The organism is Paenibacillus sp. Z6-24 (assembly GCF_054161335.1).
Genome location: NZ_CP096398.1, coordinates 3,678,877 through 3,705,864 on the forward strand (window position 1 = coordinate 3,678,877; position 26,988 = coordinate 3,705,864).

Consider the following 26,988-nt stretch of genomic DNA (forward strand, 5'->3'; position numbering starts at 1 on the left):
GATAGAGCCCCGGGCTTTACATCTAATATTGTCTGTGGATAGGACAACGATACATACGGGGTGAACGTTAACTATATGACCATGTGGAGGAGAGAGATTAATGACGAAGCCATACCCACTGCAATTTCAACCCGAATTCAAGGAACGCGTATGGGGCGGTAGAGCGCTGGAACAGTTTGGCTGGGAGATTCCCGAAGGAGCGATTGGCGAAGGCTGGATGATCGCGGATCATCCGAATGGTACCACATCGGTAATCGGCGGCGAGCTGAACGGCAAGAGCCTGGATCAGCTGCGTGAGACGCTGGGCCGTGACTGGTTCGGTACACGCGGTGTATCCGAGACCAATGGACGCTTTCCCCTGCTGATCAAACTGCTCGACTGCAATGATGATCTGTCCGTGCAGGTTCATCCGACCGATGATTATGAAGGACTGCCAGCCGGCGAACTGGGCAAAACGGAAATGTGGTATGTACTGGATGCCAAACCGGGCGCCAAAATTATCTATGGACTCAAAGAAGGCGTAACCCGTGAATCCCTGGCGGAAGCGATCCGTAACAATCAGATTATGGATGAACTGCAGGAAGTTCCGGTGGAAGCCGGCGACACCTTCTATATTCCGGCAGGTACGGTACATGCACTGTGCGCCGGTGTGCTGGTCGCAGAGATTCAGCAGAACTCCGATACGACGTACCGTCTGTATGACTACGATCGTCCGGGACTGGATGGCAAGCCGCGTGAGCTGCATATTGAGGATTCCCTTAACGTGATTGCTTACGAAGGTGCCGGTGCCACCACGATGAAGACCGATGGACTGTCTGCGGGACAATGGCTCACGCTGGCAACCTCTCCTTACTTTATTGTAGAAAAAGGAATTGTCGACGGTGCCTGGAACCTGTCCACCACACCGGAGAGCTTCACCATTCTCGTCGTAGCCAATGGCGAAGGTTCCATCACATGGAGCGACGGCAATGTACCGCTCAAAGGCGGACAATGCTTCCTGCTTCCTGCCAACCTCGGTGAATATACGCTGGATGGCAGCTGCACAGTCATTCGTTCCTACCTGCCTTAATCATCGCTATCTGATGGATTGCGCTGAACTTATATTTTAATTTCATTAACCTGTACTAGTGTGATAATCGCTCTGGTACAGGTTATATTTATGGATGGAAAGGAGCTGAAGATCATGCAGGAACGTACTTTTCGTATGACAGATGAGGAAGGTATTCATGTGAACATTTATGAATGGCTGCCTGATGAGCAGCAGCAGCCGGTGCAGGGCATTGTACAAATCTCGCACGGTATGGCGGAGACGGCAAGACGTTATCAGCGGCTGGCCCAGTCTCTCACCGCTCACGGATATGCTGTCTATGCCAATGATCACCGCGGGCATGGTCTGACAGCAGCGACACCGGAAGATATTGGTGATCCCGGTGAAGATGGATTTTACTGGATGGGAGAGGATCTGGCTATGCTGTCACGCTGGATTCATGAGCGCTACACTGCACTGCCGCTGTATATTCTTGGGCACAGCATGGGGTCTTTTATCGTCCAGCAATTGATGTATGAGCATCCCGAATTGTATGACGGATTCATCTTGTCCGGCACCAATGGCCCGCGTGGTCTGCTGCAGGCTGGTGCAAGGCTAGCCCTGCTGCAGAGTCGGCTGTATGGACCGATGCATCGCAGTATGCTCCTGAATGCACTCGTATTCGGTCCATTTAACCGTGGACTGCCTCGTCCACGTAAAACCCGGTTTGACTGGCTTTCCCGTGATCCCGAGGAAGTCGCACTGTTCATCAATGACCCTTACTGTGCACAGCTCGCCAGCGTGCGTTTTTATGTTCATTTCTTCCAGCTGCTGATCGAAATTCATCAGCCTGCCCATATGCAGCGGATCCCAAAGGACAAACCTGTCTATCTGTTCAGCGGCGACCGTGATCCGGTAGGTGGCTATGGCAAGGGTGTGCGCAAATTATATGAGCAGTATCAGCATCTGCAGATTCGCGATGTGGAAATGAAGCTGTATCCGGATGCACGGCATGAGACGCTCAACGATACAAACCGTGAGGAAGTAACCGCTGATATTCTGGACTGGCTCAGCCGCCATAATCCGGCAGCCAAATAGCCAGCAGACCGTCTCGACTCCGGTCTGCTGGCTATTTGAATGTGTACTATTTCTCTGTCTGTGAAATGAAATCAGGAAGATACGTGCCGTGAGGTGCGCAGCAGATTCAATCCGAGCAGAACGAAAATGCCGCCGGTGATTTTGTTCAAATAACGGGATACCCGACTCGATTGCAGCCGGTTCGACATTTTGCTGGAGAACAGTACGAGCAGAATGCACCATAACAATCCGGTCGTGCTGAATGTGAGGCCAAGCAGCAGAAACGGAATGGGTCCCATTCCCTGTGATGGACTGACAAACTGAGGGATAAAGGCCAGATAGAACAGCGCCACCTTGGGATTCAGCACATTGGTCAGCATACCCTGCAGATAGATTTTGCGAAGCGGACGCTGCTCCACCTGCTTGAGCATCGTTCCCTCTTCCTGCCGTGCCATCAGCGAACGAATACCCATCCAGATCAGATAACCTGCACCGATCCATTTGACCAGATTAAAGGCAAGTGCCGACTGCATCAGGATTAGGGACAACCCCAGACCGGCCAGCAGCGTATGTACCAGTGAGCCGCTAATAATACCGTAGACGGACATCAGTCCCGCCTGTTTGCCCTGGAACATGCTGCGGCTCAAAATATAGATCGTATCGCTGCCCGGTGTAATATTCAGCAGAATACTCGACAACACAAACAACCAGTAATGTTCAATGCCCCACATCTTTCGATTTCCTCCCTATCCATTGTAATACTGTCTATGTCCATTCGATACGGTCTATTTCTGTTCGTCCGGTTCCTCTTCAGCAGAAGCATTCAGATAAGGCAGCAGTTCGCCATGCTTGCCGTAATTATGCGGCGCCAGATCTTCAAAAAAGATAAAGATCTTCTCCTTTTCCACTTCGAACACATCGGATACCAGCTCTGACATTTTTTGTACCAGTTCACGCTTCTGCTCGGTCGTCTTGCCTTCGAGTACTTTGACAGTGATAAATGGCATTTTTCTTCACCCTTTCCGGAATTGTCATCTGATAATGAAATAGAATACCACGTATGAAGCACGAAACCAAATCCGATGGATAACATTCCAACAGCTAGGTATCCAGTTCCTCGACCAGTATATGCAGATCCGCATGATCTGATTTTACGGGTGAAATGGTAATCATGAATACTCCTCCTCTGTGATAACTCTTATCCTTATCAAGCCAATTCGTAATGATGAACAACCGGGAACGGATCGTAGTAGTGATGGAGCAGCTTTTTCCATTCCTGATAGGGCTCCGAGCCCCGGAATCCTTCGGTATGGTCTTCCAGTGTCTCCCAGCGGACGAGCAGTATGTATTGATTGTCGATCTCCAGACAGCGCTGCAGTTCATGCGACAGGTATCCTTTCATGCCGGCAATGATGGCGCTGGCTTCACCAAAGCTGGCTTCAAAGGCGTCGGTATGTCCAGACTTGACGTTCAGTATGGCAACTTCCAGAATCATCGTGTAACCCCCTTCATCCAAATAGTGAACTGGCCTAGAAATGCTGCTATCGCTGTCATAACAGCAACCAGGCGATTATGCTTGTATCATATATTGACGAATAAAAGGTACATCGTCAATCCCTGATTGTTGTCCGTATTTTTGGTCCCATTTATCCATAATTGATTTGGTCACAAAAAAACCTGTATTCCCGGCAGCCATGCCTTTATTTCGAAAGGCACTCTACAGGAAGTACAGGTTTTTATCGCTTTATTACTTTAGCTCTATATCATTGTATACTGCCGGAGCAGTAATTAATCCCGGCTGGCCAGTTTGCTGAGTAGTCTTAGAATCTCCACATACATCCAGATGACGGTTACCATCAATCCGAATGCACCGTACCATTCCATATACTTGGGCGCACCGGCCTGAGCGGAATCCTCAATTGTCCGGAAATCGAGCAGCAGATTGGCAGCTGCCACGATGACGACAAATACGCTGATTCCGATACCGATCCAGCCGGTATCATGAATATAAGGTACACTCATGCCAAAGAAACTCAGTACGAAATTAATCAGATACACAAAAGCAATCGCCAGCGTACAGAGCATAATCCCCATCGCCAATCCTGGCGTTACGCGCACAATACGCGTCGCATACAACAGCAGCATGAAGAACAGAATACCTACTGTAATCAGTACCGCATTGAGTGCAATACCGGGATATACCATCTCGACCATGGCTGACAGTCCGCCCAGTGCAAGACCATTTACGATTACATACAGCGGCGCAGTGACTGGAGCGATTTTGGGAAAGAATACGGTTGGCAGTGCAATCACGAGGCTGCCGATCATACCGACGATCATGTAAGTACGGACGTCTTCGCCCTTGTTAAATAAGTACCATGTGTACGCAGCGGACAGAATCAGCAGAACGGTCAATACGAGTGCTTTGCCTGCGGCGCCTGCAATCGTCATGGACTCCCTGTGATCATAATCTCCCGCTTCCGAGAATGTCCTGCTGTTAAATACCGGATTTTTCAAAGCCATACCATCATCTCTTTTCTTCGATTATGAATAAATTACATCCTTTATTATTAACGGCATTTCTGTCTGAAAATTGAATAACTCCTGCTAACCGGCTCTGATGATGCTATAACAAACCAGCCTGACGAATCAGCTGCAGCAGCTGCCGATCATCCTAGGTGTACATATTCAGCAAGGTCTCATAAGAATCTCCGGCCAGCGATAAATACGGAACGTTGTCTCGTATTGCCTGCTGCCTCCAGTATAGATATGTATTATTTCCAGAACGGATACAGAAAAAAAATAACGGTACAAGGTTCTGTCCCTGTCCGGCTTCCACCGGAGCATACAGAATGATCCTTATACCGTTATTTGGCTGTCATCCATACTTGCTTATCAACTTGCTTCCCCTATGCTGCAGAGACTACCTCGTACATGCTCGGCAACCTTTTGCATCGAATAACGGAGCTTATACGTTAGACCTGATTCTCCCAATGCTCATGGATGAATTCATCGCGGCCGGACTTCTCGCGGTCTTCCTTGTAATGCTTGGTGTTCTTTTTATGGTAATCCTGATGATATTCTTCGGCCGGATAAAAGACATCGGCAGGCAGAATCTCGGTCACGACCGGCTTGTCGCCAAAACGGCCGCTTGCTCCTACTTCCGCTTTGGTCTTTTGTGCCAGTTCCTGCTGCTCATCATTATGATAGAAAATCGCTGTACGGTATTGTGATCCACGATCGTGGAATTGTCCGCCATCGTCTGTCGGATCAATCTGCGGCCAGTACAGTTCCAACAGACGTTCATAAGGAAACAGTTCCGAGTCAAATGTAATCTCGACCACTTCATAATGACCGGTATTGCCGGTCTTAACCTGCTCATAGGTTGGGTTCTTGACGTGTCCGCCGGTGTAACCGGATACGATACCATGAATGCCGGGCAATTCCTCAAATGGAGTAACCATGCACCAGAAGCATCCGCCAGCGAATGTTGCTTTTTGCAATTCTGCCATATTGATTTATCCTTTCAGCTGTAAATTGGGTAGTCTTCAAGCGATAACTGCCTTGAGCCGGATTGTCTGCTCCAACTTTTCTGGACAGACGGGACTGCATATGCAGCATATTGAGGCTGGCTCTCTGTCATCTTCTCTATTATAACGTGTTGTCAGGAAATTGCCCGTCTCATTTTGGAGTCGGCTGCGAATGTTCCAGTCGGCGCAGCTCTGCATTATGATAGCGGCTGAGCAGCAGCAGGGCGATGACGGCGCCGCCCAGCGCAAATGTCATATCCCACTGGGTATCCCATACATCACCCTGTGTACCGAGAAAAGCTTCGGCAGCCGTGCCGGTAAGGCCTGCGACTGCAAACTCGATCAATTCATACGCTGCACTGATCGCCATGCAGACGGAGATCACGATCGTAACGAGCCATTTCCCCGGTCGCAGCGGCGACGTGCGCAGCAGCAGCTCCCTGACAATTATCGCCGGAACAAATCCCTGGATAAAATGCCCCAGCCGATCATAATAGTTGCGCTCCAGATGCAGAGCATCCCGCAGCCAGTTAAATAAGGGCATCTCCGCATAGGTATAATGCCCACCGATCAACAGAATGATCATATGCAGTGCGATTAGACTGTAGACGAGGCCGGTCAGTTGGAATTGGCGGTAGGTAATCAGCAGAACAGCGCCGCCCATAACCGCCGGGAACACTTCCAGTATCCAGGTGAACCAGTCATGCGGATATACCGCTGACCAGATCAGCACACCTGCCACAATGACCAGCAGCAGGATGTGCAGCTTTTGTTCCCGCCGCTGCTTCTTTCCTGTACGTAATCTGTTCATTTCCAAGACTTCTCCTTTGGCATATAGAGTTCGAAAAAATCCGTTATGTAAGTGTGATGTGTCTGGTGGTGCCATTGTAACATACTATAGAACAAACAAAAGCCGCAAATCCAGGCATAGCCTGCGGATCTGCAGCTGATTCGGCATTTATTATATGTCTGTAGCTATCAATCTTCTTCTCGGGGGATGTAGACGACAAAACCGCTGTCTTCACAATACACGTCACCGAACTGATAGATTCCGCTTCGGCTAACGAACAGCCATTCCAATACCTTTTGAATGGTTTGCAGCATGAGAGTCCCTCCCGTAAATTCAATAAAACCTTAACGGTTTAAGCACATTGTACGGGGGGGTTCCGTTTGTGTCAATCACTATTTTTGTAAAAATATGTTAGGACAACTATCGTTATATTAACTGTGTGTAAACGTAGTAATCCGGATGCCGTAATCGCTTGCTCCATAAGGGCTCGCAAGCACAAACCTGTACAGCGAAAACCGCTGAAAATAATAACTTCCAATTATTAATTAAGCTCTTTCTCGTATATAATAACTTCCATATTATCCCTAGTAATCGAATGCTTGATATATTGGAAATTCTGGCGTTTCCAGAACGCGTGGGCAAGCTCATTTTCCAGATTGACGGCCAGGCGAAATGCCTCCACTCCCTGACCGATCAGACGCTGTTCAAACGCCTGAAAAGCCTGCTGTCCCCATCGTTGTCCCTGATACTGCCTGCCGATCATGAACAGACCAAGCCACGGATAACCCTCATTCGGATTCAGCGACAGGTACTCCACGATTCCGATCGGCTGATCATTCCTGCAGATCACATACCGCTCTGCTCCCAGTTCCACTGTCTCTGTAACCTCCTGCCGGATCTCCTCTGCAGTGAGCTGTTCCCTGCCTTTGATAATACGATTGTAAAACGGATTGGAATTAATGATCGACAGCTCGACTTCCAACAGCTCGGATGATGTCTTCACAAATGTGATCATATTCTCCTCCTTGGCCTCTTTAATATGTAAGTTTTTTTCTAAGTAACTGTATATTTAGAGCCTGTTCTTTTTCTCATCCAGGTAAATATCCAATGCCCGGATCGCACGGCGCAGCACCTTGATTAGCAGAAATAAAATGTAGATGACAACTACGAATAAAATCGTACACACAATAAGCCATAATACAGGCAGTATAGTCCACAAACTTACATCTCCTACAGCTGTCTCTGTCATTATTCTCCCTCTTTCCCTATCGATTCTGCAGAATGCATAATTCACCAATTCGGCAGTTGTCACTAAATTTTATCATACCGTTGTTAGTTGTGGGTAGATCAGAGGTAATAACTTCAAGAATAGAGTCATCCGCAGACAAGCTGTTCTGCCGAAATGGATTGCAGATTGTTCCTATCACTTTTTTACAAAGGAGTCGACCTACCATGACCAATAACAAAGACAAAGCTATTCCACACGACCACACAATCGAAGGCAGTATCGGACTGCTATCGGAAGGATATGAATTTGCCATGCACCGCCGTCAGGAGTTCAAGTCGAATATTTTCCAGACCCGGATGCTGGGGCAAAAAGCGATCTGTATCGGCGGCAAAGAAGGCGCAGAACTATTTTACAATGAAGAGCTGCTGCAGCGCGGAGGTGCCATCCCCAAGCGTATCCAGAAATCGCTGTTCGGTGAAAAAGGGGTTCAGACGCTTGATGGTCAGGCTCATATGCATCGCAAAAAGCTGTTCATGTCGCTCATGTCCTCGGAGCGGCTGAATGAAATTCAAGAATTGGTGAAGCAACAATGGGAAGCCGCCGCGCTCAAATGGCAGAGTACCGAGCAGTTGGTACTCTTCGATGAAGCCCAGCAGGTCTTGTGCCGAGCCGCCTGTAAGTGGGCCGGAGTGCCTCTGCAGGAAAGTGATGTCAAGCGGGTCGCAGATGATCTGGGCGATATGGTCGAATCATTTGGAGCGGTCGGCATGCGTCATCGCCGGGGCAGACAGGCACGCCGCCGGACCGAACAGTGGATTGGCAATCTGATACAGCAGATCCGCCAAGGCAAGCTGGAAGCTCCGGAACAGACGGCTGCCCATGCGATGTCCTGGCACCGCGATCTGGAGGGCAATCTGCTGGATCTCAAGGTCGCAGCTGTCGAACTGATCAATATCATCCGTCCGATTGTGGCGATTGGTCGTTATGTTGTATTCAGTGCTGTCGCGCTGCACCATTATCCGGAAGCCCGGGAGAAACTGGTACAGTCGCTGCAGGCCGGTGATCACACCTACAGCCAGTGGTTTGTCCAGGAAGTACGCCGATTCTATCCGTTCACTCCGATTCTCGGCGCCCAGGTACGCAAGGATTTCACCTGGAAAGACTATCCGTTTGAAGAAGGAACCATGGTGATTCTGGATGTGTATGGCACGACTCATGACGAGCAGTTGTGGCAGCAGCCGGATACGTTCCGGCCGGAGCGGTTTGAACACTGGAGCGGCAGTCCGTTCGATTTGATTCCGCAGGGCGGCGGCGATCATTACCGGAATCATCGCTGTGCCGGAGAATGGCTGACGATTGATGTGATGCGGGTCAGCCTGGAATTCTTGACCACCCGTATCCGCTATGATGTGCCTGAGCAGGATCTGACGATTGACCTGTCCCGGATGCCAGCAATTCCGGAGAGCCGGTTCATTATGAGCAATGTTCAGATGCAGAACTAAGCGGGATAGGACGGCACGCACGATTACGGTAAAATGGGGTGATAGGATGCATAACCCATTGTTCAGGAGGAATCTACGATGCCGCATGATACACAGCATGTCTCTTATGGATATGAACCACCGGTCGAGAAATTCAGAGGTACGCTGATCTTCTACGACTCGTTCGAGAACACGACGGATGAGGAGCTGGCAGAAGCTGCAGCGATTGCCGACCGGATGCATTTTGACCGGCTGGTGCTCTATCCACTGCACGAACAGACCGTCAAGCGCATGTCCAAAGCGCCGGTCTCACCTTTTTACAAGCGTGAAGATCGACTGCATGAATGGAGACGCGACACGGGGCGCAAAGATATCATTATTGAGAACTGGGAAGGCAAACGCAAAAAATACACACCGATCGAAGCTGCCCTGCGCACGCTGACCGATCATTATGCCTCTCCCTACTTTCTCCTGATGACACCGGAAATGGCCAATCTGTTCGCTTCCTTTTCCACCTTTGAAGAATGGATTGTCAAAGTCAGTCTCGTGCTGACAAGGCGACCATCCCATCTTCATCCCCGGCTGGAAAAGTATGCTTCCCGCTGGCGGGTAGCCGGAGAGCAGCGTGACCAGGACAAGGAATCCCAGTCCTGACCTTAGCGCCGTGATCCCAGTATCTCTGGCAAACGCCGAACACATAGCGAATACCGACCGATAGGGCAGATATCCTGCTGATAGCAGAGCAGGATATCTGCCTTTTATTCCGGCAAAATCTCCTGCATCTGTTCGCTGCCCAGCATCTGCCGGAAATGGTGGATCATATGGGCGATATAATCCATCGCCAGCCATTTCAGCGTCATCTCCTGTCCGCTGCGGGTAATGCATGTCTTCTCAAAATCCTCAGCCGGAATCTGATTGAGCAGTGTCGCGATCTGCAGATTGCGTGTCATCCAGAGCAGGACCAGATCCTGCTGGTCATAGCTGTTCTGATAATCATTCAGCTCCACCCAGCGATCCTGATCATAATCAGTCAGCCGAACCGGTTCTTCTGACAATGCTACACTGACAAACCGGATATAGTTGTGTGAAGCCGAATCGCAGAGATGTCCGAGTGTCTCCTTTTGCGACCATTGACCGGCATGCGGCTTGGCGCTGAATTGGTCCGGTGGAACATCATTTAACTTTCCCTGAAAGTGGATAACCAGTTCCTGTAATCTGTGGCTGAGTGAATTCATATGCAGCACTCCTTGTTTGGGATTTGTGAACAGGATTTATCTTCTGAATTTAATTTTACCAAATTATAGCACACAACAAAAAGCTGTCCGCTATCTGCACGGACAGCTTCTTTTTACAGAAAGCGATAGAGTCATCTGCTGCCGGTTATAACGATTGGCAGCTCACCGGAATTAATGGCTGAAATGAATATTTTCTTCAAGCGGTACCCGCGAGCTGGTCGGTCTGTTGTACGGATGTTCCTTGTCCTCATAGCCCAGCATAATGCCGACTACAACCCGCTGATGTTCGGAAATACCAAGAACCTCACGTAAAATATGCGGATAGGATACCGAGCTGGCTGCCGGTGTGGAGCCCAATCCATGCTGCGCCGCAGCCAGCATCAGATTGCCGGCATAAATGCCTGCATCCAGTGTGGACCATTCCGTCAGATTCCGATCCAGACAAATGAATGCCGCCACCGGTGCATTAAAAAAGTAAAAGTTATTGCGCCAGTTGTCTTCACGTGCCTGCTGATCGTCACGCGCAATACCGCTTTGCTCAAACACTTTGGCATAGGCTGCATTCATGCGCTCCTGAAGATACTCCGGCCATACGGCAGGTCTCGGCATATCGGAATCATCGGCCGGAACCTTCTCATCGTACGCCTTCAAATTGGCTGCACGCAGCCGCTCCAACGCCTCACCTGTTGCTACATATACTTCCCACGGCTGTGAATTGGCCCAGGAAGGTGCCTTCTGTGCATCTTCCAGCACACTTCGCAATACCTCGTGAGGGACAGGCTGTGATGTATACTTGCGAACTGTTTTACGCTGTTCAAATAAATTACTCATGATAAATAACGCCTCCTCTGGCTGTGTAGAAACGGATTGTGGACGGATGTCCGGAACAAGCATCCTTCTCTGCCGATTCCATCTTGTTTAGTTACAATTAAATAGTAACTTTTACTATTATACCTGATTATGTTGTGACGACAAATATTCAGTCCTCATATTATGATTATTCAGCTTGCTTGCAGGTAATACCTGCGCTGCAGACCTCTACAATTTGTCACAAGACGCCTGGATATAGTCCATATAATACTGGTTATGATTGCGTTGATCCAGCTTGCGGGCAGTTTCCAGTGCCATTTCGCTGTACTGGGCAGCCAGCTTGTTCACATCGGTCGCATGCTCCGGATACGGATAAAAAGAGGGTAGCTTCACATTAAAGTTCACCTGCTCTTCTGCCAGACGACGGAACATGGCTGCTGCATAGCTGTGGAACAGCATATTGTCGAGCGGATCTTCATGCTCGGCGGTCCATGCGATATGCTTTTCAAAAAGTTCCAGCGCCTTGAACGGATCGGTTACAGTCAGATAACCGATATGTTCGCCTACACTGCGTAGGAAATCATGATTGTCCTTGATCAGGCGGTAGCCTTGTTTCTGGCATTTCTCCGCTTCCTGCTGTCGTCCCTGTCGGTAAAGCGGCAGCAGTACCTTGGACAGGGTCAGATGCGGAATCTCCGCACAGGTCATTTTGCCGGTCAGAATAGGCTGCGCGGTATGCAACAGCTGCTCATCATCACCAAGACGCATATAATACTCGACAAACTCATTCTGCTCACAGGCCTGACAGTCGCTCATGCCATCCCGCTCCATCGGAGTCAGCTGATGCAGGAAACGTCCGGCTTCCTCCAGCTCACCGGATTGCAGGGCCAGGGTAAATCGGTAGTACCAGTATGTACGATCATTATAGCCGTACTCCTGATACCGGCGCCGCATATCTTCCAGCAGATTATCGATCTGTGCACGCTCAATCTCCGGGAAGCACAGCAGATTATCCACGATCCATTTATATGACCAGAGCAGAGTGTATTCATCGTACTCCTGCGGATTTTTATCAAATTGGCCGAGCTGCCAGGAGAAAGCTACCAGCGCTTTGCGCGGATAACCGCTGAATGTCGCGGTCTCAACAATCTCTCCACGGATCTCGTAACCAGCCTCCACTTCACCCAGACTGTCGGCGATACGGGCTGCTTCCTCCAGCAGTTCGAGCTTGGCACGTCCATTGGGCAGATCATAGGCCTCTTCCAGCAATTCTTCATAATCCTGTTCTGTATTCATACTCATGTTGCCGCCTCCGCTTCTTCGATATATTAATGAATCCTGTTCGTATACTATTCGTTTCCGTTCCTCTTGCCGAAACCGGCCGCTATCCCCTTGCCTGTCCGAGTATATAATCAGCCAGCGCGTTCATATCGTCAATCTCCCCGGTATAACCCTATTCCTGCGGCAGCCGGATATAATAATGCACTTCGGTCTCCCGGCTCAATCACCGGAACAGATCGGCTGCAGACAATCCCCATTCGATAAAGCGCAGAATGCCCTGGTTCAATACCGCCATCTCCTGCTTGTTCATCGGATAGTGACCCATCATCAGCGCATTGACATACAGCATCTCGACAGCCACCTGCATCATCTCTTCACTGCCAGGCTGGAAAATACGTTCGACTACCGGATTGTCCAGATTCAGATACAAGGTCGAATAAGCCGACTGCTGCATCGAGGAGCCGAGTGAACCGAGGATCGAGGATAATGTATCCGTACTTACTTCCTTGGCCGCTTCCAGGGAACGCAGGTCGGACGATTCCTTGGACAGAGTGAACAGGGCCGGCAGCTCTGACGGTTTGAACCGCTTCAGCTGAATTTGGCAGCGAAATCGCTGCAGAGCCATATCCGCCAGACGGGTCTTTTCGTAATAATCCTTGCGCTCCTGCGGGGTCAGATCGACAAAGGACAGGGATACATCCTCCGGCAGCAGGCGCTCCGTAACGACATGTGCATTCACTTCCGGCAGCAGGACCATCAGCTCGGCATCATAGATATAGCCGCCATTGACGACGAGCAGCGATTGGGCCGAGGCTACATGGGTGATCTGTCGATACTCATCCAATGTCAGCGTATAGTAAATATGATCGTGCTCCTTGAGCATCTCGCCCAGTGTGCGTCGTCCGTAGGTCGTCTCAAACGGCAGCCAGCGGTGGATAATCCGGTAGAACTCGGCATCCTCTGTCGCCAGCGCCTTCATCGACAGAGCATGCAGCTGGATAATATGCTGCAATCGGTCCGGATCGTAATCTGCCATACGCATCAATTCACTGCGGATCGCTTCACCCAGTTCATCACGCACTTCTTCCAGTCGTTCATTTTCATAAAAATGTTCCCGCGATGCGGTCGGCTGCAGCTCATCGGTCCAGATCAGACATTTTACAAAGAATGCCCAGTCCGGCAAAATATTTTCTGCTTTGTCAGAGACGAGCATGTACTTGAGATACACCTGATGGGAACGCTTGGCATTCAGATTCACCGCATGCGGCAGCACATAGGCAATACCGGCTGTACGCCCGGAAGCGGTGCGCAGCGGGATAAAGTCCTTGAACTGCTCGCCCATCAGCCGCTCGCCGTACTGCAGCACTTCTTCCCGGCTGCTGCGGGCAAGCTCAGGATCCTGAATCCAGACCGGACGATAGTCATTGATCTGCCGGGTCGATGTTCCATCATTGAATGTAATTGGATACGGCAGCAGTGCTCCATAGTAGTACAGCCCCTTCTCGAGTTCCTGCGGTTCATAATATATTTCACTGCCCGGCTTGCAGCGCAGGTAGACTTTGGTCCCTGCCGACAGATCCGACTCCAGGGTACGGATGCTGTAGGTGCCATCCGGCTGTCCCCGCCACTCCAGTGTTGGTCCGCCTTTGGCCGAACGGGTCACCATGACAATCTCATCGCTGACCATAAAGCAGGACAAGAGACCAATACCAAAGCGTCCAATAAATGTCGTCTCTCCTGTAAAGGCAGCCTCACCGCGCTTGGAAGACTGACCGATCTGTGCCAGAAACTCATGAATATCATCTTCGGTCAAACCGACCCCATTGTCCTCAATGATCAGCGTTGAACCTGCCCCGCTGCCAGCCAGCTCGATATGCACCTTCCCTTCATATCCGGCCTCCAGCTGACCGCGCGCTGTAATTGCGTCAACGGCATTTTGCATCACTTCACGTAGAAATACACGCGGGTTGCTGTATAAATGATTGGATAAAATATTGATCATGCCGCTCAGATTCACCTGAAAGCGGTAATTGTTTGGATTGCTCATAAGTACTCTCCATTCTCACCTGAAATTGGGATATCATGTTTTTCGGATGCGGAGCATGTGATGGGTTATGTGTCTTCGGACTGCTTTTGTTCTGCAACCTGGTGGAGTGCATGTACGGCTGCGATCCGGCTGACCGCCTGATCATAATCGAGAAACGCATCATATGCGTGGTAATATTTCAGTGCCATGACAATTATCGTCAGCGATACCGGTTGACCCGCCTGTTTGAGCACGTCGATAACATCCTCCAAGGTTGCCAGTTCATACCATGTCTGTATGCCTTCATCTGCGAGCTCGGCAGGGATCAGATCTTCACGGTCGTTATGGACAGCCAGTCCCTGTTCTTCCTGATCCCACAACCATTCTTCGCTAAAATAATATATCGGTGTATTCAATGGATCTTCATCCCAGCGCCCCACATTCGTATAGAGCCATTCATTGTGCAGCTGTCCATTTCGCACGACCAGTTCGGCCAGATGACGGAATGTAAGCGCATCTGGACGGGTTCTTCTGTTGTAATCTGCCATGCGATCCTCGTACCTGCTCATAGCATCCCTCCTTTTTATCAGATTCATTCTACTTCTTCCAGATAAAGTAAGGCCTTCCGACAGAATTATTGAAACGTTTCACTATTGGGCAATCTGGTACCATTAATTTATACCAATTGTTAGCTGAACAATGGTATCAAATATATGTTTGGTTACTCTCACATCTTGTATCGCTGCTCTCTCCTTCATTTCTGTCTGATTACAGAATATGTTACTTATAAGTATACCGATCTATTTCGCCGGGAACAACATGACTATAGGATCAGCGTCCAATCAGAATTCAAATAAAGAAAGCATATAAACCGAGGAATACGATAATAAAATCAATACTTTTTTTCATCAAAATTCGTTCACTATCTGTCATCAATTTTCCGTTATTTGAAGAATTATAACGGTTTGTGATTGAATATGATTAATGTTGGTGAAATTAATTTGTGGTCAATATAAATTGGGTAAACTTTTTGGCCATATACTACTTTTTGCCTAATAAATTAAGTCGAGACATACGATAATATGTAGTATCCCGGTAATTCAATTACTTACTAACTAGATAAACTTTAGACGAAGAAACCTACTGAGAATGAATTTGGACGTGGAGGCAAAAGTACGATGATAACCAACAATCAAGATCTTACTGTAACTGATGCACTTGTAATCAAGGCCCTTGAGAATAACCTGGCCATTATCCGTTTTGACACCAATCGGCAGGTGGCTTATGTAAATGACATTTTTGCAGCTGTAATGGGTTATTCACCATCTGCCATGATCGGTATGTATCATAAACAGTTCTGTTTTCCGGAATTCGTGAACAGTCCCGATTACGAGATAATGTGGAGCAGTCTGATTTCAGGGAAAAGCTACCAGGATAAAATCAAACGCATGGACGCGAACAGCAATGCAATCTGGCTCGAAGCCACGTATATGCCTGTATTTAATGAAGCGGGAAACAAAGTGATCAGCGTCACCAAAATTGCAACCAACATTACCAAACGCCAACTGAACATTACAAATGTCGTACAGGATATGCTAAAAATGGCCGATGAACTGAGCCAGCGCGCTGAAACCGGCATCCAGCGCAATCATGACCTGCTATCCAGCATTAACAAAATTGCCAATGTGGCACTGGAAAATACCTCTACCCTCCATAATCTGCATCAGCAGGCGCATTCCATCCAGGGAGTCGTACAGACGATTCGTGATATTTCTTCACAGACGCATCTGCTGGCGCTGAATGCAGCCATCGAAGCTGCCCATGCCGGTGAATTCGGGCGAGGATTCGATGTCGTCGCCAAAGAAGTACGCAAATTATCCGGTATGGTCGAAAAGTCCATTATCGAAGTCAAAAACAGCGTCGATTCCATTACTGTGGAAATCAATAAAATCTCCGATGGAACTGCAGGTGTGCAGAGCAATGTAGAACAGAGCCAGCAGCAGATCCAGGTTGCTCTGGATGAGTTCTCCACCATCGCTTCCTCTGCCCAACAGCTGGATAACCAGGCGCGCAAGGTATCCGATATTATCTAAGTCATAACAGGCAGCATCATACCTTCCTGCGCCGTATCTGCTGTACTCATTTTCATATCAGCAGTACGGAACCATTATCCAACCGGTCAACTATTGGCCGATTGATCGATTACCTGCACAGCGCCCGCCGCTCGGCATCACAAGATATTGTGATACTGATCGGCCATTTTTTGCAATTTTTCTACCTTTAACGATATGAAGGGATAGAACATCTCGCTTGAATTGTATAAAATAGGAAATAGAAGCAGTCATCCTCCTTCACTGCTCGATGTTGAAAACGTTATCATAATGAAGTAGTAATCCGAACCAGCCAAATTACTGCAAAGGTGGTCATTCGATGGAATCCTCATTTCTCAAAAGCTACAGACCGCATCTGCACTTCGCACCACAGCAAAACTGGATTAATGATCCGAATGGACTTGTTTATTTCGAAGGTGAATATCATCTGTTCTTTCAGCATCATCCGCATTCTACCATCTGGGGTCCGATGCACTGGGGTCATGCTGTCAGTACAGATCTGATTCACTGGGAAGAGCTGGACATTGCGCTCTATCCGGATGAACACGGCACAATCTTCTCGGGCAGCGTTGTCATTGACTGGAATAATACATCCGGTCTGTTCCCGGATGAACCAGGCATGGTAGCCATCTACACCAGTCATCTGGATACGGCCGATTCCCCGGATGTGGATGCTCCCTATGTACAGTCCCAGTGTATCGCCTACAGCCATGACCGCGGCCGCACATGGACCAAGTACGAGCATAACCCGGTGCTGCGCAGTACCGACAAAACGGACTTTCGCGATCCGAAAGTGTTCTGGTATCGGCCCAAAGGCTACTGGGTAATGGCGCTGGCGACAGGGCAGAGCATCTCTTTTTATACTTCGTCCAATCTGCTGGACTGGAAATTGGTCAGTGAATTTGGTGCCGGAATGGGCTGTCACGAAGGCGTATGGGAATGTCCGGATCTGTTCCGTCTGCCGGTGGAAGGCACCGAAGCGAGCAAATGGGTGCTGCTCGTGAGCATCGGGGACAGCCCGGATCTGTATCACGGCTCCCGTACACAGTATTTTACCGGTTCCTTTGACGGACGGCAGTTTATGCCGGATCACTCGAAGATCCAGTGGCTCGATTATGGGCGGGATAATTATGCCGGAGTCAGCTTCTCGGATATTCCCCAGTCGGATGGCCGCCGGATCTATATGGCCTGGATGAACAACTGGCGGTATGCCCATCAGCTGCCAACGGGCAGCTGGCGTGGGTCCATGACGCTGCCGCGTGTGCTCTCGCTGCGCTCGATCAAGGACAAAATGGTACTGTGCCAGCGTCCGGTAGCCGAGCTGGACAGCAGCTTTACTTCCAAAACCAAACTACGAAGCCTGTCCATCACGAGCGGCCAGACGTATGAAGTGGATCTGCCGGCGAGCATCGCAGATATCAATCTGCATCTGCAGCATGATGGTATTGAAGAGTTCGGCATCATTATCCATCATACGCCAGACCAGCAGACCAGTGTGTCCTATAATTCCAGCAGCGAGCTGCTGAGCGTTAAGCGCCAGCTGAGCGAGGAAACGGAATATGCGCCTATGTTCAACCGTCCGCAACAGATTCATATCCCGGCGAGCAGTCATTTCGGACTGCGAATTATTCTGGATACTTCGTCGGTTGAAGTGTTCGTCAATGATGGACTGTATTCGATTACCAGCCTCATTTTCCCGGACAAAGCCTGTGAGCGTATCTCCATCTACACACGGGGCGGAGATATTCGGCTGTATGACAGCTATATCGCAGCTGCACCGTAACGCTCCGGGTATACAAGCATTGGTTATAATTTGCTGGTTATAGCTTGCCGTCACATTGGGCAGCAGCAAACCAAGCAGCAGGGGAAGGAACACCCTGCTGCTTGGTTTTTTTACATGCCATTCCATTCCCGGTAAAAACGGTCCACATACTCCTGCATATATTGATGACGCTCCTCGGCGATCTCACGGGCGGCCGGCGTGTTGATTCGGTCCTTGAGCTTGAGCAGCTTCTCATGAAAATGATTGATCGCGGTACTCTGACCATTGCGATATTCCTCAGCCGTCATCTGCTCCCGTACAGGTACTTCCGGGTCATACATCAGATCTCCCACATGTCCGGCATATACAAAGCAACGTGCAATCGCAATCGCTCCAATCGCATCCAGACGATCCGCGTCCTGTACCACCTCTCCTTCGATCGTGCGCATCGGCGGATTGCTGCCTCCGTTGTAGGACATATTGGTAATAATATCGAGAATATGATCGCGATCTCCCTGGTCCAGCGGCTGGCTATCCAGCCAGTTGTTCAGCCGCTGCATGCCCGCTTCCTTGGACGGGTTTAATTTCTCATCGGGAATATCATGCAGCAGCGCAGCCATCGTCGTGACGAACAGATCCGCCTGCTCGGCCGCAGCCAGACGCCGGGTCATCTGGACGACCCGATGAATATGCCACCAGTCATGCCCGCTCGTCTCCCCGCTCATTTCCCTGCGGACAAAGGATTCCGTCTCATCCAACATCTGCTGTTTTCCCGGAGAAATTTTGAATGGGCTGTCCGTAAGCGGTTCCTGTGCAGGAATGGATTCTGTCTGGTCATTGACAGGCTCTGTCGGTTGGTTCATCGTTAGTCCCTCTTTTCTACTGTTGTATTTTGGGGGAGTGTGTCTGCTTTTGCAGCAGGAGTAGTCTGCCAAATCATATCACAATCTCCGTTCGCCTACCCCTCCTGGCGGCACCAGCGGTAGATTCTCTGACCGCTATTCTTCCTATCCACATTCTGCGAATTTATTTCATGTCCGAAGGAATCGCTGCTCCGTGAGGATTATCGACTTCCCAGCAGATCAGCGTCGCACTGTCATATGCCTGATGGGTATGCAGCCTGCTCAGGATATGATGCAGATTATGGCTCATGCTGTTGTCATTGTACAACGCTTCATACAGATGAGCCGGAGAGTTGTAATATCCTTCGGCACCATCCAGTACACCGTCGGTCAGCATGACGATCACATTACGCCCGCTTCTCAATTCCCTGCGGCCGGAGCTGTAGCACGGCACTGGCTGATCAAATGTATTGACCCTGCCGATCCACTCATAAAACTGCCGCTGATTGAGCATATACTGATCCCATTCTGCCAGCTGTGGATGCAAGAGGTAAGCCGCACAATCCCCTACCGAGAACCACCACAGATACTGATCCCGCTGATACAGGATCAGACAGGCTGTTTCTCCTTCAACATGCTGGCAAGCCTCCCGAAAGTCCCTGCCTGTAAAAAGGCCGCTGAAATAATGGTCCAGCCGCTGGAACGTATCGCTGCTGTTCAGCACCCGATCCAATTCTTCCTGCTGACTGAGCAAATAATCAATGATTAGCGTCGCACTGTCGGCCGACTGGTGGGCATCCATCAGTACTGCCAGCTTCCAGTGCCCGGTCTCGCTTTGAATGATCATTAGCCCGTCTTCGTTCTTGTTCGCACCACTCAGCGTATGTCCACCATAACGTCCAATATGTATGCCTTTTTGTTCGGAGACAGAAATCTCATCCAGAAACATATACCTGCTGCCTACCCAGCTGTAACTCATCGCTGCTGCCTCCTTTTTTGTCTAATCTGCGAAAATCACTGTAACGAATTCCTTTATTATTAACCTTATCCGACGTACGCACCACACGGTAACCGCAATCCTGCACTTCGCTCTGCTCGGTGTGCTTATTCGTATGCGGTTTAGTATCATGATAGCTGCATTTTCAGAAAAGTAAACAGACCGCGACATACCTGCCACGGTCTGCATCGACAATAATGCACACTTCTTACATTGCGGCACTTTCCGGTGCAAGGGGAGCGACGAAGAATACCGGCTTTTGCTGCTCATTTTGCTGATAGGCGACCATTAACAGGCTGCGTCCTTCCGCGCCGGTAATCGGCACGCCAGCCAGCAGCTGATCGAGGCGAAACGGCAGTTCTTCCATCACCATATGCTTGTGCATTTCCTTGTCGCTGAGTCCCAGCTCCGCAAATTCCGGCGAGATCGTCTCCGGCTGCTTGACCGCACGCTGGATATGATGGTTAAGCCGGGTCTTGTCGACGGTCGGTTCCCACCAGATTTTGCGCGGCTTGTATTTATGATTGAGAAAGTAGTCCAGCTTCATCAGTCCGAGGATTACATCCATCCGCGCTGTCCCGCGATCTGTCAGGAACGATTGCAGCCGGATAAACAAATCTTCCAGCTGATGCCCGATCTTTTGCCAGCCCTGCGCTTCCCAGTAATTGCCGAACTCCTGGAAAAAGTCGAACGGTGAGCTGAATTCATCTTTCATCAGATAATGCAGCGTATAATCCATCCGATGGGCATTCCAGTACTTTTCCAATACATCTTCCAGCCGTTTGAGCCGGACAATATCGTCAAAAGACAGCATATGACTGCTCAAAATCTCATACGGCGCCTGATCCATATACGTATATTCATACTTGTCCGCATCGATTCGCAGACCGGTGCCGCGCAGCATTTTGAGGAAGCCCAGCTGCAGCTCCTCCGGTCCAAGCGCAAATACATCGTTGAACGTTTTACGGAATGTATTGTAGTCTTCCATCGGCAGCCCGGCGATCAGATCGAGATGCTGGTCGATTTTGCCGGACTCTCTAATCTTGGTAACGGTACGGCTCAGTTTGGTAAAATTCTGCCGGCGCTTGACCAGTTCATTGGTCGGATCGTTGGTCGACTGCACGCCAATCTCGAAGCGGAACACGCCCGGCGGCGCATGCTCGGCCAGATAATCCAGCACTTCCGGACGCATAATATCTGCGGTAATCTCAAACTGGAACGTACAGCCGTTATGATTGTCAATCAGAAACCGGAACATTTCCAGTGCATAGTCACGCTTGATATTAAAAGTACGATCCACGAATTTGATCAGCTTGGCGCCATTTGCGATCAGGTACAGAATATCGCTCTTGGTTCGTTCAATATCAAAATACCGTACTCCCACCTCAACACTCGACAGACAGAACTGACAGCTGAATGGACAACCCCGGCTCGTCTCAAAATACACGACCCGCTTTGACAAATCCGGGATATCCTCCACAAACCGGTGCGGACTCGGCAGCGCGTTTAGATCTTGCTTCGGACGACCCGGCATGACGATAACTTCTTCACCTTTGCGGTAGGCGACTCCATAAATAAAGTGGTACTTGCCTGCTCCTTCGATCTCCTGGAGAAGATGATGGAACGTCTCCTCCCCTTCCCCGATCACGATAAAATCCACATTATGCAACCGGTTCATCCAGTATTCGGTATCATAGGACACTTCCGGTCCGCCGAGAACGATACGAACTTCCGGCAGCACTTTTTTGAGCACATCGATGACCTTGATCGTCTCTTCAATATTCCAGATGTAACAGGAAAATCCGATCACATCCGGACGACGCTGGTACAGATCGGACACGATGTTCATCACCGGGTCCTTGATCGTGTATTCGGCTAGGTCGATGTCAAAGTCTTTTTCGCTGTAGGCTTTGAGACAGCGGATCGCCAGGGACGTATGAATGTATTTGGCATTCAGGGTGGACAGTACGACTTTCATGGGATCGCTCCTTTCAGTGTGCATAGGCGATGGCAGAATTCTCTTTTCTCCGCTCCATGCGTGTGCCTGTCGATGCAGCAGACGTAAGGAGTGTAATACCGTCCGAGCCGGTATAGAACATTAATATACGCTGCTGTTGCGGTTGTTGATTATGGTAGTGAATGTGTTGTTGACGTCCTGGATGACCTGGTCGGCGCAGGTGTTGATGAAGAAGTGGCCGTCCGGGTAGGTGAAGTAGTGGCAGGAAACTGCAGAGTATGCGCTCCAGCTATGGATGTCTTCGGTGGTCATATTATCCTGTTCTCCGGTCATGACGAAGATGGGCAGCGGAAGTGGTGGATACTGGCCGTTGTAGCGGTAGTCTTCCACCAGACGGAAATCGGCCCGCAGGATCGGCAGGAACAGCTGCAGCAGCTCCTCATGCTCCAGTACGGCGTCCGGCAGTCCGCCGAGTGTGCGGACTTTTTCCATAAACTGATCATCCGGCAGGGAACCCCATTGGTGATCCCGGCTAATATGCGGCGGCACCCGGCCTGCGAAAAAGCTGCAGATCGGATAGCGACCGGTCTCCCGGTGCACTTTATGTATCATCTCAAAAGCCAGCATGCTGCCCATGCTGTGTCCCACAAAAGCAAACTCCCGGTCGTCCTGCAGATGATCTCTCATCTCCTGCCAAGCACTCTCAATCACCGCGTCCATCTGCTCCAGCAGCGATTCGCTCATCCGGCTTCCATGACCAGGCAGCTCTATCGGAATCAATTCGACATCGGGATGCAACTGCTTTTTCCAGTTGTTAAATATATTACTGCTGCCGCCGGCATAGGCTAAGGCGAACAATCTGATTTTGCGTGCATTTGAATGGCTGTATGACATAAAATATCGTTCCTCTCTTCAGTGAAATTAAATACAGGGTGAGGCTTTGTTTGCTTTTCATATAGCGGCTTGAGATAATACGTTCCTTTACAGACAGCCGAGTACCCAGCCTTCGCGTCGGATCAGCCGGTGTTCATCCGCACTCAGCGTAGCCAACTTCAGATACGGCTCCAAAGTGTGGGACTGATCGCGCTGCTGCATCCAGCGGGCGATACAGCAGGCATCCCGCTCGTGTTCACTTATCGCGGCACTCCAGCCATCTTCCTCTATCCGCCGTCGGTACAGTGACGGATATCCCTCCACAATCACATGGTGATCTGCCGAAATATCCAGCCCGTCATACGGCCAGAAATGCACTTTCATTCCGTGCTTCTGATATCTGCGCAGTCTGCCAATCCACGGCAATATGGTGTGGGTCGAATAGGAGACGGCGCCCTGCATACCGGATACCCGGTCCAGATCGGTGACACTCTTGGTACTGGGGATGAATTCACGCTCCACCAGCCGCTTGTCTGTCGAATTTATATAATCGGCCTGCTGCTTGCTGTCTTTCATGGTGAGCCGGGTGGTTTTCCACGTACGATTACTCCACTGCAGGAACTGATCCCAGTCTGCCAGCTGCAGCCGATCAAGCTGTGTGATTGGATAGGATAGACCTGCATCGATTCCAATGATCATTCGTTCACTGCTGTTCAGCAGCTGATCACGCAGCCAGATATAGAGGCTTCGCCTTGACCACCAACCGGCTTTGGCAGGAAGGATATTGATACTGCGGCTTGTCCTGTCGGGAGGCGGGTACAGCAGACGGTAACTGCCTGCCTCATCAGCCTCGGCTACTGCAAGGCCGCGTATACGCGAATCCGGACGCTCTGCACCGGAATAATCTATACCTATATATTTCTGAAATAAAGGCATATCAACCTTCCTTCACTTCGTTATTTATTGAAAAGGATACCATTGATAATTGGAAAAATACATCTTGGAATGGGTCAAACTTCCAGTCTAGTTCAGTATACACCGCGATCCGCATGATGGCGACGCTCATCCTGATATTCTTCATGATTGAGGTAGGTGGCAAAATATTTATATTGACCTGCTGATAAAAATATTATAAATTACTTTTAGTTAGTTATTTATTATTTTACCAAAAGGGAGTTTTTGTTATGAAGATTGCAGTTGTGACAACGATTATGCGAGTGGTACTCGGTATTCTGTTTCTGGCTCACGGGATCAGTAAATTTCAGATGGGATTGGATGGCGTAGCCGGCTATTTCCAGAGTATCGGCATTCCCGGGTTCATGGCTCCTATCGTAGCGTCGATTGAACTTATTGGCGGTATTCTGCTGATTGTCGGACTATTGACCCGCTATGTGTCGGTGGTACTGATTGTAGTACTGCTGGGCGCTATCTTTACAGCCAAGCTGTCTTTGGGCCTGCTTGGCAATGGACAGATGGCTGGTTATGAGCTGGATCTGACCTATATCGTTATCGCTCTCTATCTGGTTGTTGCCGGCCCCACACGCTGGTCGCTGGATCATCTGCTGATTGGTCGCAGAGCAAGCCGTACTTGACGGGAGGCGCAGCAGCGGACTAAAAAAGCGTGGCACCTTCACAGGTACCACGCCTCTTTGTATTGCTTCAACATATTGATCATTCAACCTATCCTCTTCCTACAGCTCATCACCATAGACGCTATCCTCTTCCATCGTCTTCTTCTGAAAAAAGGCAAGGAATGGCTCGCCGTATTTGCGGTATTTGACTTCGCCGACCCCTTTGATTGTCAGCATCTCGCCTTCGCTCTGTGGCTCTACTACACTCATCTCACGCAGTGTAGCATCGTTGAAAATGATATAGGAAGGCACGCCTTCGCGTGAAGCCAGCTCACGCCGGATCAGGCGCAGCTGTTCGAAGATCGTCTCGTTCACGGCAGACAGCTCTTCACCACGGCTGCCGGAACGACTGTGTGAAGACGCTGCCCGTCCGGCTGCAGCAGCGGCAGGCAGCGGTGCTCTTTGCATCACTTTATGCTGGCCTTTTAACACTTCGCCAGCCAGGGGCTGCAGCTTCACCACCGGATATTGTCCTTCGGTCAGCAGCAGATATCCCTCGGCAGCCAGTACATTGATACGCTCGGAGATTTCCTTTTCCGTCAGATGGGACAGCAGACCATGCGTAGGCAGCTCGTCAAACTTGTATTGTATGATTTTTTTGTTGCGTGATCCCTTGAGCACCTGGGCAACGACGGATACGCCGAACCGCTCGCGCAGCCGGTAGATGCAGGAGAAGATTTTTTGCGCTTCAATAGTCGTATCGACCAGTTCGCGGCTGTCCCTGCAGGAACTGCACTGTCCGCACGACTCACCGGAATGTTCTTCGCCAAAGTAGTCCAGCATGGCGTTGCGTAGACATTTGGTCGTATAGCAGTAGTCGATCATCTGCTGCATTTTGCGATAATCGTTATGCTTGCGGTCGCCTTCGTTCATATTCTGTTCCAGCAGAAACTTCTGGGTCATGATATCCTGCGGACTGAACAGCAGAATACATTCACTCGGATCGCCGTCACGACCGGCACGGCCGGCTTCCTGAATATAGGCTTCCATATTTTTGGGCATATTATAATGAATAACATAACGCACGTTGGATTTGTCGATCCCCATACCGAATGCATTGGTCGCGACGATCACACGCACATCATCGTACAGGAATGCTTCCTGGCTCTGATCACGCTCATCATCACTCATCCCGGCGTGATAACGGCCGGCACTTACACCGCTGCTGAGCAGACGGCTGTATAGATCATCCACATCCTTGCGCGTGGCAGCATACACAATTCCCGACTCATTTTCATGGGAACGGGCATAATCAATAACAAACTCCTTGCGCTGGGTCCCCCGCAATACGGACATGGACAGATTGTCCCGGCCCAGTCCGGTAATAAACACTTCCGGTTGATCCAGACGCAGCAGCCGCAAAATATCACTGCGGACTTCCGGTGTAGCCGTAGCGGTAAAAGCTGCCACCATCGGGCGCTCCGGCATCTGCTCCACGAATGGGGCAATCTCCAGATAACTCGTCCGGAAATCATGTCCCCACTGGGAGACACAGTGTGCTTCATCGACAGCGATACAGGTAATCTGCATGCCGTTCATCTCTTCACGGAACCAGTCCAGTTCCAGCCGCTCGGGTGCAACATACAGCAGCTTCAGTTCTCCGCGCCGGGCGGCACGAATACGATCATTCACTTCTTTGCCCGACAATGTGCTGTTAATATACGCAGCAGGTACTCCGGCTGCCGTCAGTGCATCCACCTGATCCTTCATTAGGGAGATCAGCGGTGAAATCACCAGCGTCACCCCATCGTTGACAAGCGCCGGAATCTGGTAACAGATCGACTTACCACCGCCGGTTGGCATAATGCCCAGCGTATCACGTCGTTCCAGCAGACTAGACACGATCTTGCGCTGTCCTTCCCGAAAATCCTCATATCCAAAATATTTCTGCAGCAGCTCCTGTGCCTGCTGCATGGCAGGCGCCTGCACGCTCATGTACAAAACTCCTATCTCATAAAATGTATCTTTACATCTCGTAGTATTGATTGGCTTATCGTATGATCTGCCCAGCGGCAGGTGACAATTGACTCGATCACAACACAGTATGCTCTTCTTCTATTTTACCAGAGTAGACCTGTGAATGTATGCTATTTACGGCAGACGGCAAAAAGCAGACCCGTAAGGATACGTAGCCTGCCTGGTCTGCTTCCTGCTTTCAATTATAACGTAATCCCCGCTCTTTTCCCAGTGTATTCGCATCTGCTGACTACTGTATAATCATCCTATTTTCTCGACTGATAGGGTCTAGTAGCAAGTTAGTACTGCTTTTTTATCATTACTAAGTAATAAGTACTATTTAAAAATTGGCTTATTTAGGACCTAAAGTATAT

The 26,988-nt window shown here is 49.8% G+C and carries 27 protein-coding genes; 7 read left to right on the forward strand and 20 right to left on the reverse strand.

Translation table 11 applies throughout. The annotated features are described in order from the left end of the window. Positions 1-100 precede the first annotated feature (100 nt). A complete protein-coding gene (locus M1D61_RS15935) occupies positions 101-1,069 on the forward strand; it encodes a type I phosphomannose isomerase catalytic subunit (protein ID WP_458119633.1) in 969 nt (322 codons plus the stop codon). Positions 1,070-1,183: 114 nt separating this feature from the next. Then, positions 1,184-2,125 carry an alpha/beta hydrolase gene (locus M1D61_RS15940; protein WP_458119634.1) on the forward strand — a complete coding sequence of 314 codons (942 nt, stop codon included), beginning with the start codon at positions 1,184-1,186 and terminating at the stop codon, positions 2,123-2,125. A gap of 71 nt (positions 2,126-2,196) precedes the next feature. Here the strand turns inward: M1D61_RS15940 and M1D61_RS15945 are convergent, their stop codons facing one another. The 9 genes from M1D61_RS15945 to M1D61_RS15985 form a co-directional block, all read right to left on the reverse strand. Then, positions 2,197-2,835 (reverse strand): LysE family translocator, encoded by a 639-nt coding sequence (locus tag M1D61_RS15945; protein WP_458119635.1) that lies wholly within the window; start codon positions 2,833-2,835, stop codon positions 2,197-2,199. Between the two features lie 54 nt (positions 2,836-2,889). Then, a complete protein-coding gene (locus M1D61_RS15950) occupies positions 2,890-3,111 on the reverse strand; it encodes a tautomerase family protein (protein WP_458119636.1) in 222 nt (73 codons plus the stop codon). 200 nt (positions 3,112-3,311) lie between these two features. After that, the gene (locus tag M1D61_RS15955; protein ID WP_046212980.1) at positions 3,312-3,599 is read right to left on the reverse strand and encodes an antibiotic biosynthesis monooxygenase family protein; all 288 of its coding nucleotides are present in this window, start codon (positions 3,597-3,599) and stop codon (positions 3,312-3,314) included. A gap of 293 nt (positions 3,600-3,892) precedes the next feature. Continuing rightward, a complete protein-coding gene (locus M1D61_RS15960; protein ID WP_458119637.1) occupies positions 3,893-4,627 on the reverse strand; it encodes a Bax inhibitor-1/YccA family protein in 735 nt (244 codons plus the stop codon). Between the two features lie 452 nt (positions 4,628-5,079). Then, a complete protein-coding gene (msrA, locus tag M1D61_RS15965) occupies positions 5,080-5,607 on the reverse strand; it encodes a peptide-methionine (S)-S-oxide reductase MsrA (protein ID WP_458122531.1) in 528 nt (175 codons plus the stop codon). 178 nt (positions 5,608-5,785) lie between these two features. Next, complete coding sequence (locus M1D61_RS15970) at positions 5,786-6,445, reverse strand: DUF2238 domain-containing protein (RefSeq protein ID WP_458119638.1); 660 nt, start codon at positions 6,443-6,445, stop codon at positions 5,786-5,788. Between the two features lie 167 nt (positions 6,446-6,612). Next, on the reverse strand, positions 6,613-6,738 hold the full coding sequence (locus M1D61_RS15975) for a hypothetical protein (RefSeq protein WP_257790511.1): 126 nt from the start codon (positions 6,736-6,738) through the stop codon (positions 6,613-6,615). A 227-nt stretch (positions 6,739-6,965) separates the two neighbouring features. Continuing rightward, positions 6,966-7,439: an N-acetyltransferase family protein gene (locus tag M1D61_RS15980; RefSeq protein WP_458119639.1), complete on the reverse strand. Its 474-nt coding sequence runs from the start codon at positions 7,437-7,439 to the stop codon at positions 6,966-6,968. 54 nt (positions 7,440-7,493) lie between these two features. Further along, positions 7,494-7,673 (reverse strand): hypothetical protein, encoded by a 180-nt coding sequence (locus M1D61_RS15985; RefSeq protein ID WP_458119640.1) that lies wholly within the window; start codon positions 7,671-7,673, stop codon positions 7,494-7,496. 203 nt (positions 7,674-7,876) lie between these two features. Here M1D61_RS15985 and M1D61_RS15990 point away from each other — a divergent pair, with 203 nt between their 5' ends. Both M1D61_RS15990 and M1D61_RS15995 read left to right on the forward strand, forming a co-directional pair. Continuing rightward, positions 7,877-9,154 (forward strand): cytochrome P450, encoded by a 1,278-nt coding sequence (locus tag M1D61_RS15990; protein WP_458119641.1) that lies wholly within the window; start codon positions 7,877-7,879, stop codon positions 9,152-9,154. Between the two features lie 78 nt (positions 9,155-9,232). Further along, positions 9,233-9,787 carry a hypothetical protein gene (locus M1D61_RS15995; RefSeq protein WP_458119642.1) on the forward strand — a complete coding sequence of 185 codons (555 nt, stop codon included), beginning with the start codon at positions 9,233-9,235 and terminating at the stop codon, positions 9,785-9,787. A gap of 104 nt (positions 9,788-9,891) precedes the next feature. Here the strand turns inward: M1D61_RS15995 and M1D61_RS16000 are convergent, their stop codons facing one another. The 5 genes from M1D61_RS16000 to M1D61_RS16020 all read right to left on the reverse strand — a co-directional run bounded on the left by M1D61_RS16000 (position 9,892) and on the right by M1D61_RS16020 (position 15,054). After that, positions 9,892-10,368 (reverse strand): DinB family protein, encoded by a 477-nt coding sequence (locus M1D61_RS16000; protein WP_052723598.1) that lies wholly within the window; start codon positions 10,366-10,368, stop codon positions 9,892-9,894. Between the two features lie 171 nt (positions 10,369-10,539). Continuing rightward, positions 10,540-11,199 carry a nitroreductase family protein gene (locus M1D61_RS16005; protein WP_458119643.1) on the reverse strand — a complete coding sequence of 220 codons (660 nt, stop codon included), beginning with the start codon at positions 11,197-11,199 and terminating at the stop codon, positions 10,540-10,542. 207 nt (positions 11,200-11,406) lie between these two features. After that, positions 11,407-12,480: a hypothetical protein gene (locus M1D61_RS16010; RefSeq protein ID WP_458119644.1), complete on the reverse strand. Its 1,074-nt coding sequence runs from the start codon at positions 12,478-12,480 to the stop codon at positions 11,407-11,409. 202 nt (positions 12,481-12,682) lie between these two features. After that, a complete protein-coding gene (locus M1D61_RS16015; protein ID WP_458119645.1) occupies positions 12,683-14,506 on the reverse strand; it encodes an HSP90 family protein in 1,824 nt (607 codons plus the stop codon). A gap of 65 nt (positions 14,507-14,571) precedes the next feature. Next, entirely contained in the window at positions 14,572-15,054 is a 483-nt protein-coding gene (locus tag M1D61_RS16020; protein ID WP_458119646.1) for a DUF7716 domain-containing protein, read from the reverse strand. A 609-nt stretch (positions 15,055-15,663) separates the two neighbouring features. On the opposite strand from M1D61_RS16020, the gene M1D61_RS16025 reads away from it, so the two are divergent. Continuing rightward, entirely contained in the window at positions 15,664-16,578 is a 915-nt protein-coding gene (locus M1D61_RS16025) for a methyl-accepting chemotaxis protein (protein ID WP_458119647.1), read from the forward strand. A 337-nt stretch (positions 16,579-16,915) separates the two neighbouring features. Continuing rightward, a complete protein-coding gene (locus M1D61_RS16030) occupies positions 16,916-18,379 on the forward strand; it encodes a glycoside hydrolase family 32 protein (RefSeq protein WP_458119648.1) in 1,464 nt (487 codons plus the stop codon). A gap of 110 nt (positions 18,380-18,489) precedes the next feature. On the opposite strand, the gene M1D61_RS16035 is transcribed toward M1D61_RS16030, so the two are convergent. The 5 genes from M1D61_RS16035 to M1D61_RS16055 form a co-directional block, all read right to left on the reverse strand. Beyond that, positions 18,490-19,221 (reverse strand): HD domain-containing protein, encoded by a 732-nt coding sequence (locus M1D61_RS16035; protein WP_458119649.1) that lies wholly within the window; start codon positions 19,219-19,221, stop codon positions 18,490-18,492. Positions 19,222-19,384: 163 nt separating this feature from the next. Next, positions 19,385-20,179 (reverse strand): protein phosphatase 2C domain-containing protein, encoded by a 795-nt coding sequence (locus M1D61_RS16040; RefSeq protein WP_458119650.1) that lies wholly within the window; start codon positions 20,177-20,179, stop codon positions 19,385-19,387. 226 nt (positions 20,180-20,405) lie between these two features. Further along, the gene (locus M1D61_RS16045) at positions 20,406-22,175 is read right to left on the reverse strand and encodes a B12-binding domain-containing radical SAM protein (RefSeq protein ID WP_458119651.1); all 1,770 of its coding nucleotides are present in this window, start codon (positions 22,173-22,175) and stop codon (positions 20,406-20,408) included. A gap of 120 nt (positions 22,176-22,295) precedes the next feature. Next, positions 22,296-23,048: a thioesterase II family protein gene (locus M1D61_RS16050; RefSeq protein WP_458119652.1), complete on the reverse strand. Its 753-nt coding sequence runs from the start codon at positions 23,046-23,048 to the stop codon at positions 22,296-22,298. 87 nt (positions 23,049-23,135) lie between these two features. Beyond that, positions 23,136-23,963, reverse strand: coding sequence for a hypothetical protein (locus M1D61_RS16055; protein ID WP_458119653.1), 828 nt, complete (start codon positions 23,961-23,963; stop codon positions 23,136-23,138). A gap of 248 nt (positions 23,964-24,211) precedes the next feature. On the opposite strand from M1D61_RS16055, the gene M1D61_RS16060 reads away from it, so the two are divergent. After that, positions 24,212-24,619, forward strand: coding sequence for a DoxX family protein (locus M1D61_RS16060; RefSeq protein ID WP_458119654.1), 408 nt, complete (start codon positions 24,212-24,214; stop codon positions 24,617-24,619). Positions 24,620-24,718: 99 nt separating this feature from the next. Here M1D61_RS16060 and recQ read toward each other — a convergent pair whose 3' ends face one another. Beyond that, positions 24,719-26,593 carry a DNA helicase RecQ gene (gene recQ, locus M1D61_RS16065; RefSeq protein ID WP_458119655.1) on the reverse strand — a complete coding sequence of 625 codons (1,875 nt, stop codon included), beginning with the start codon at positions 26,591-26,593 and terminating at the stop codon, positions 24,719-24,721. Positions 26,594-26,988: the final 395 nt, after the last annotated feature.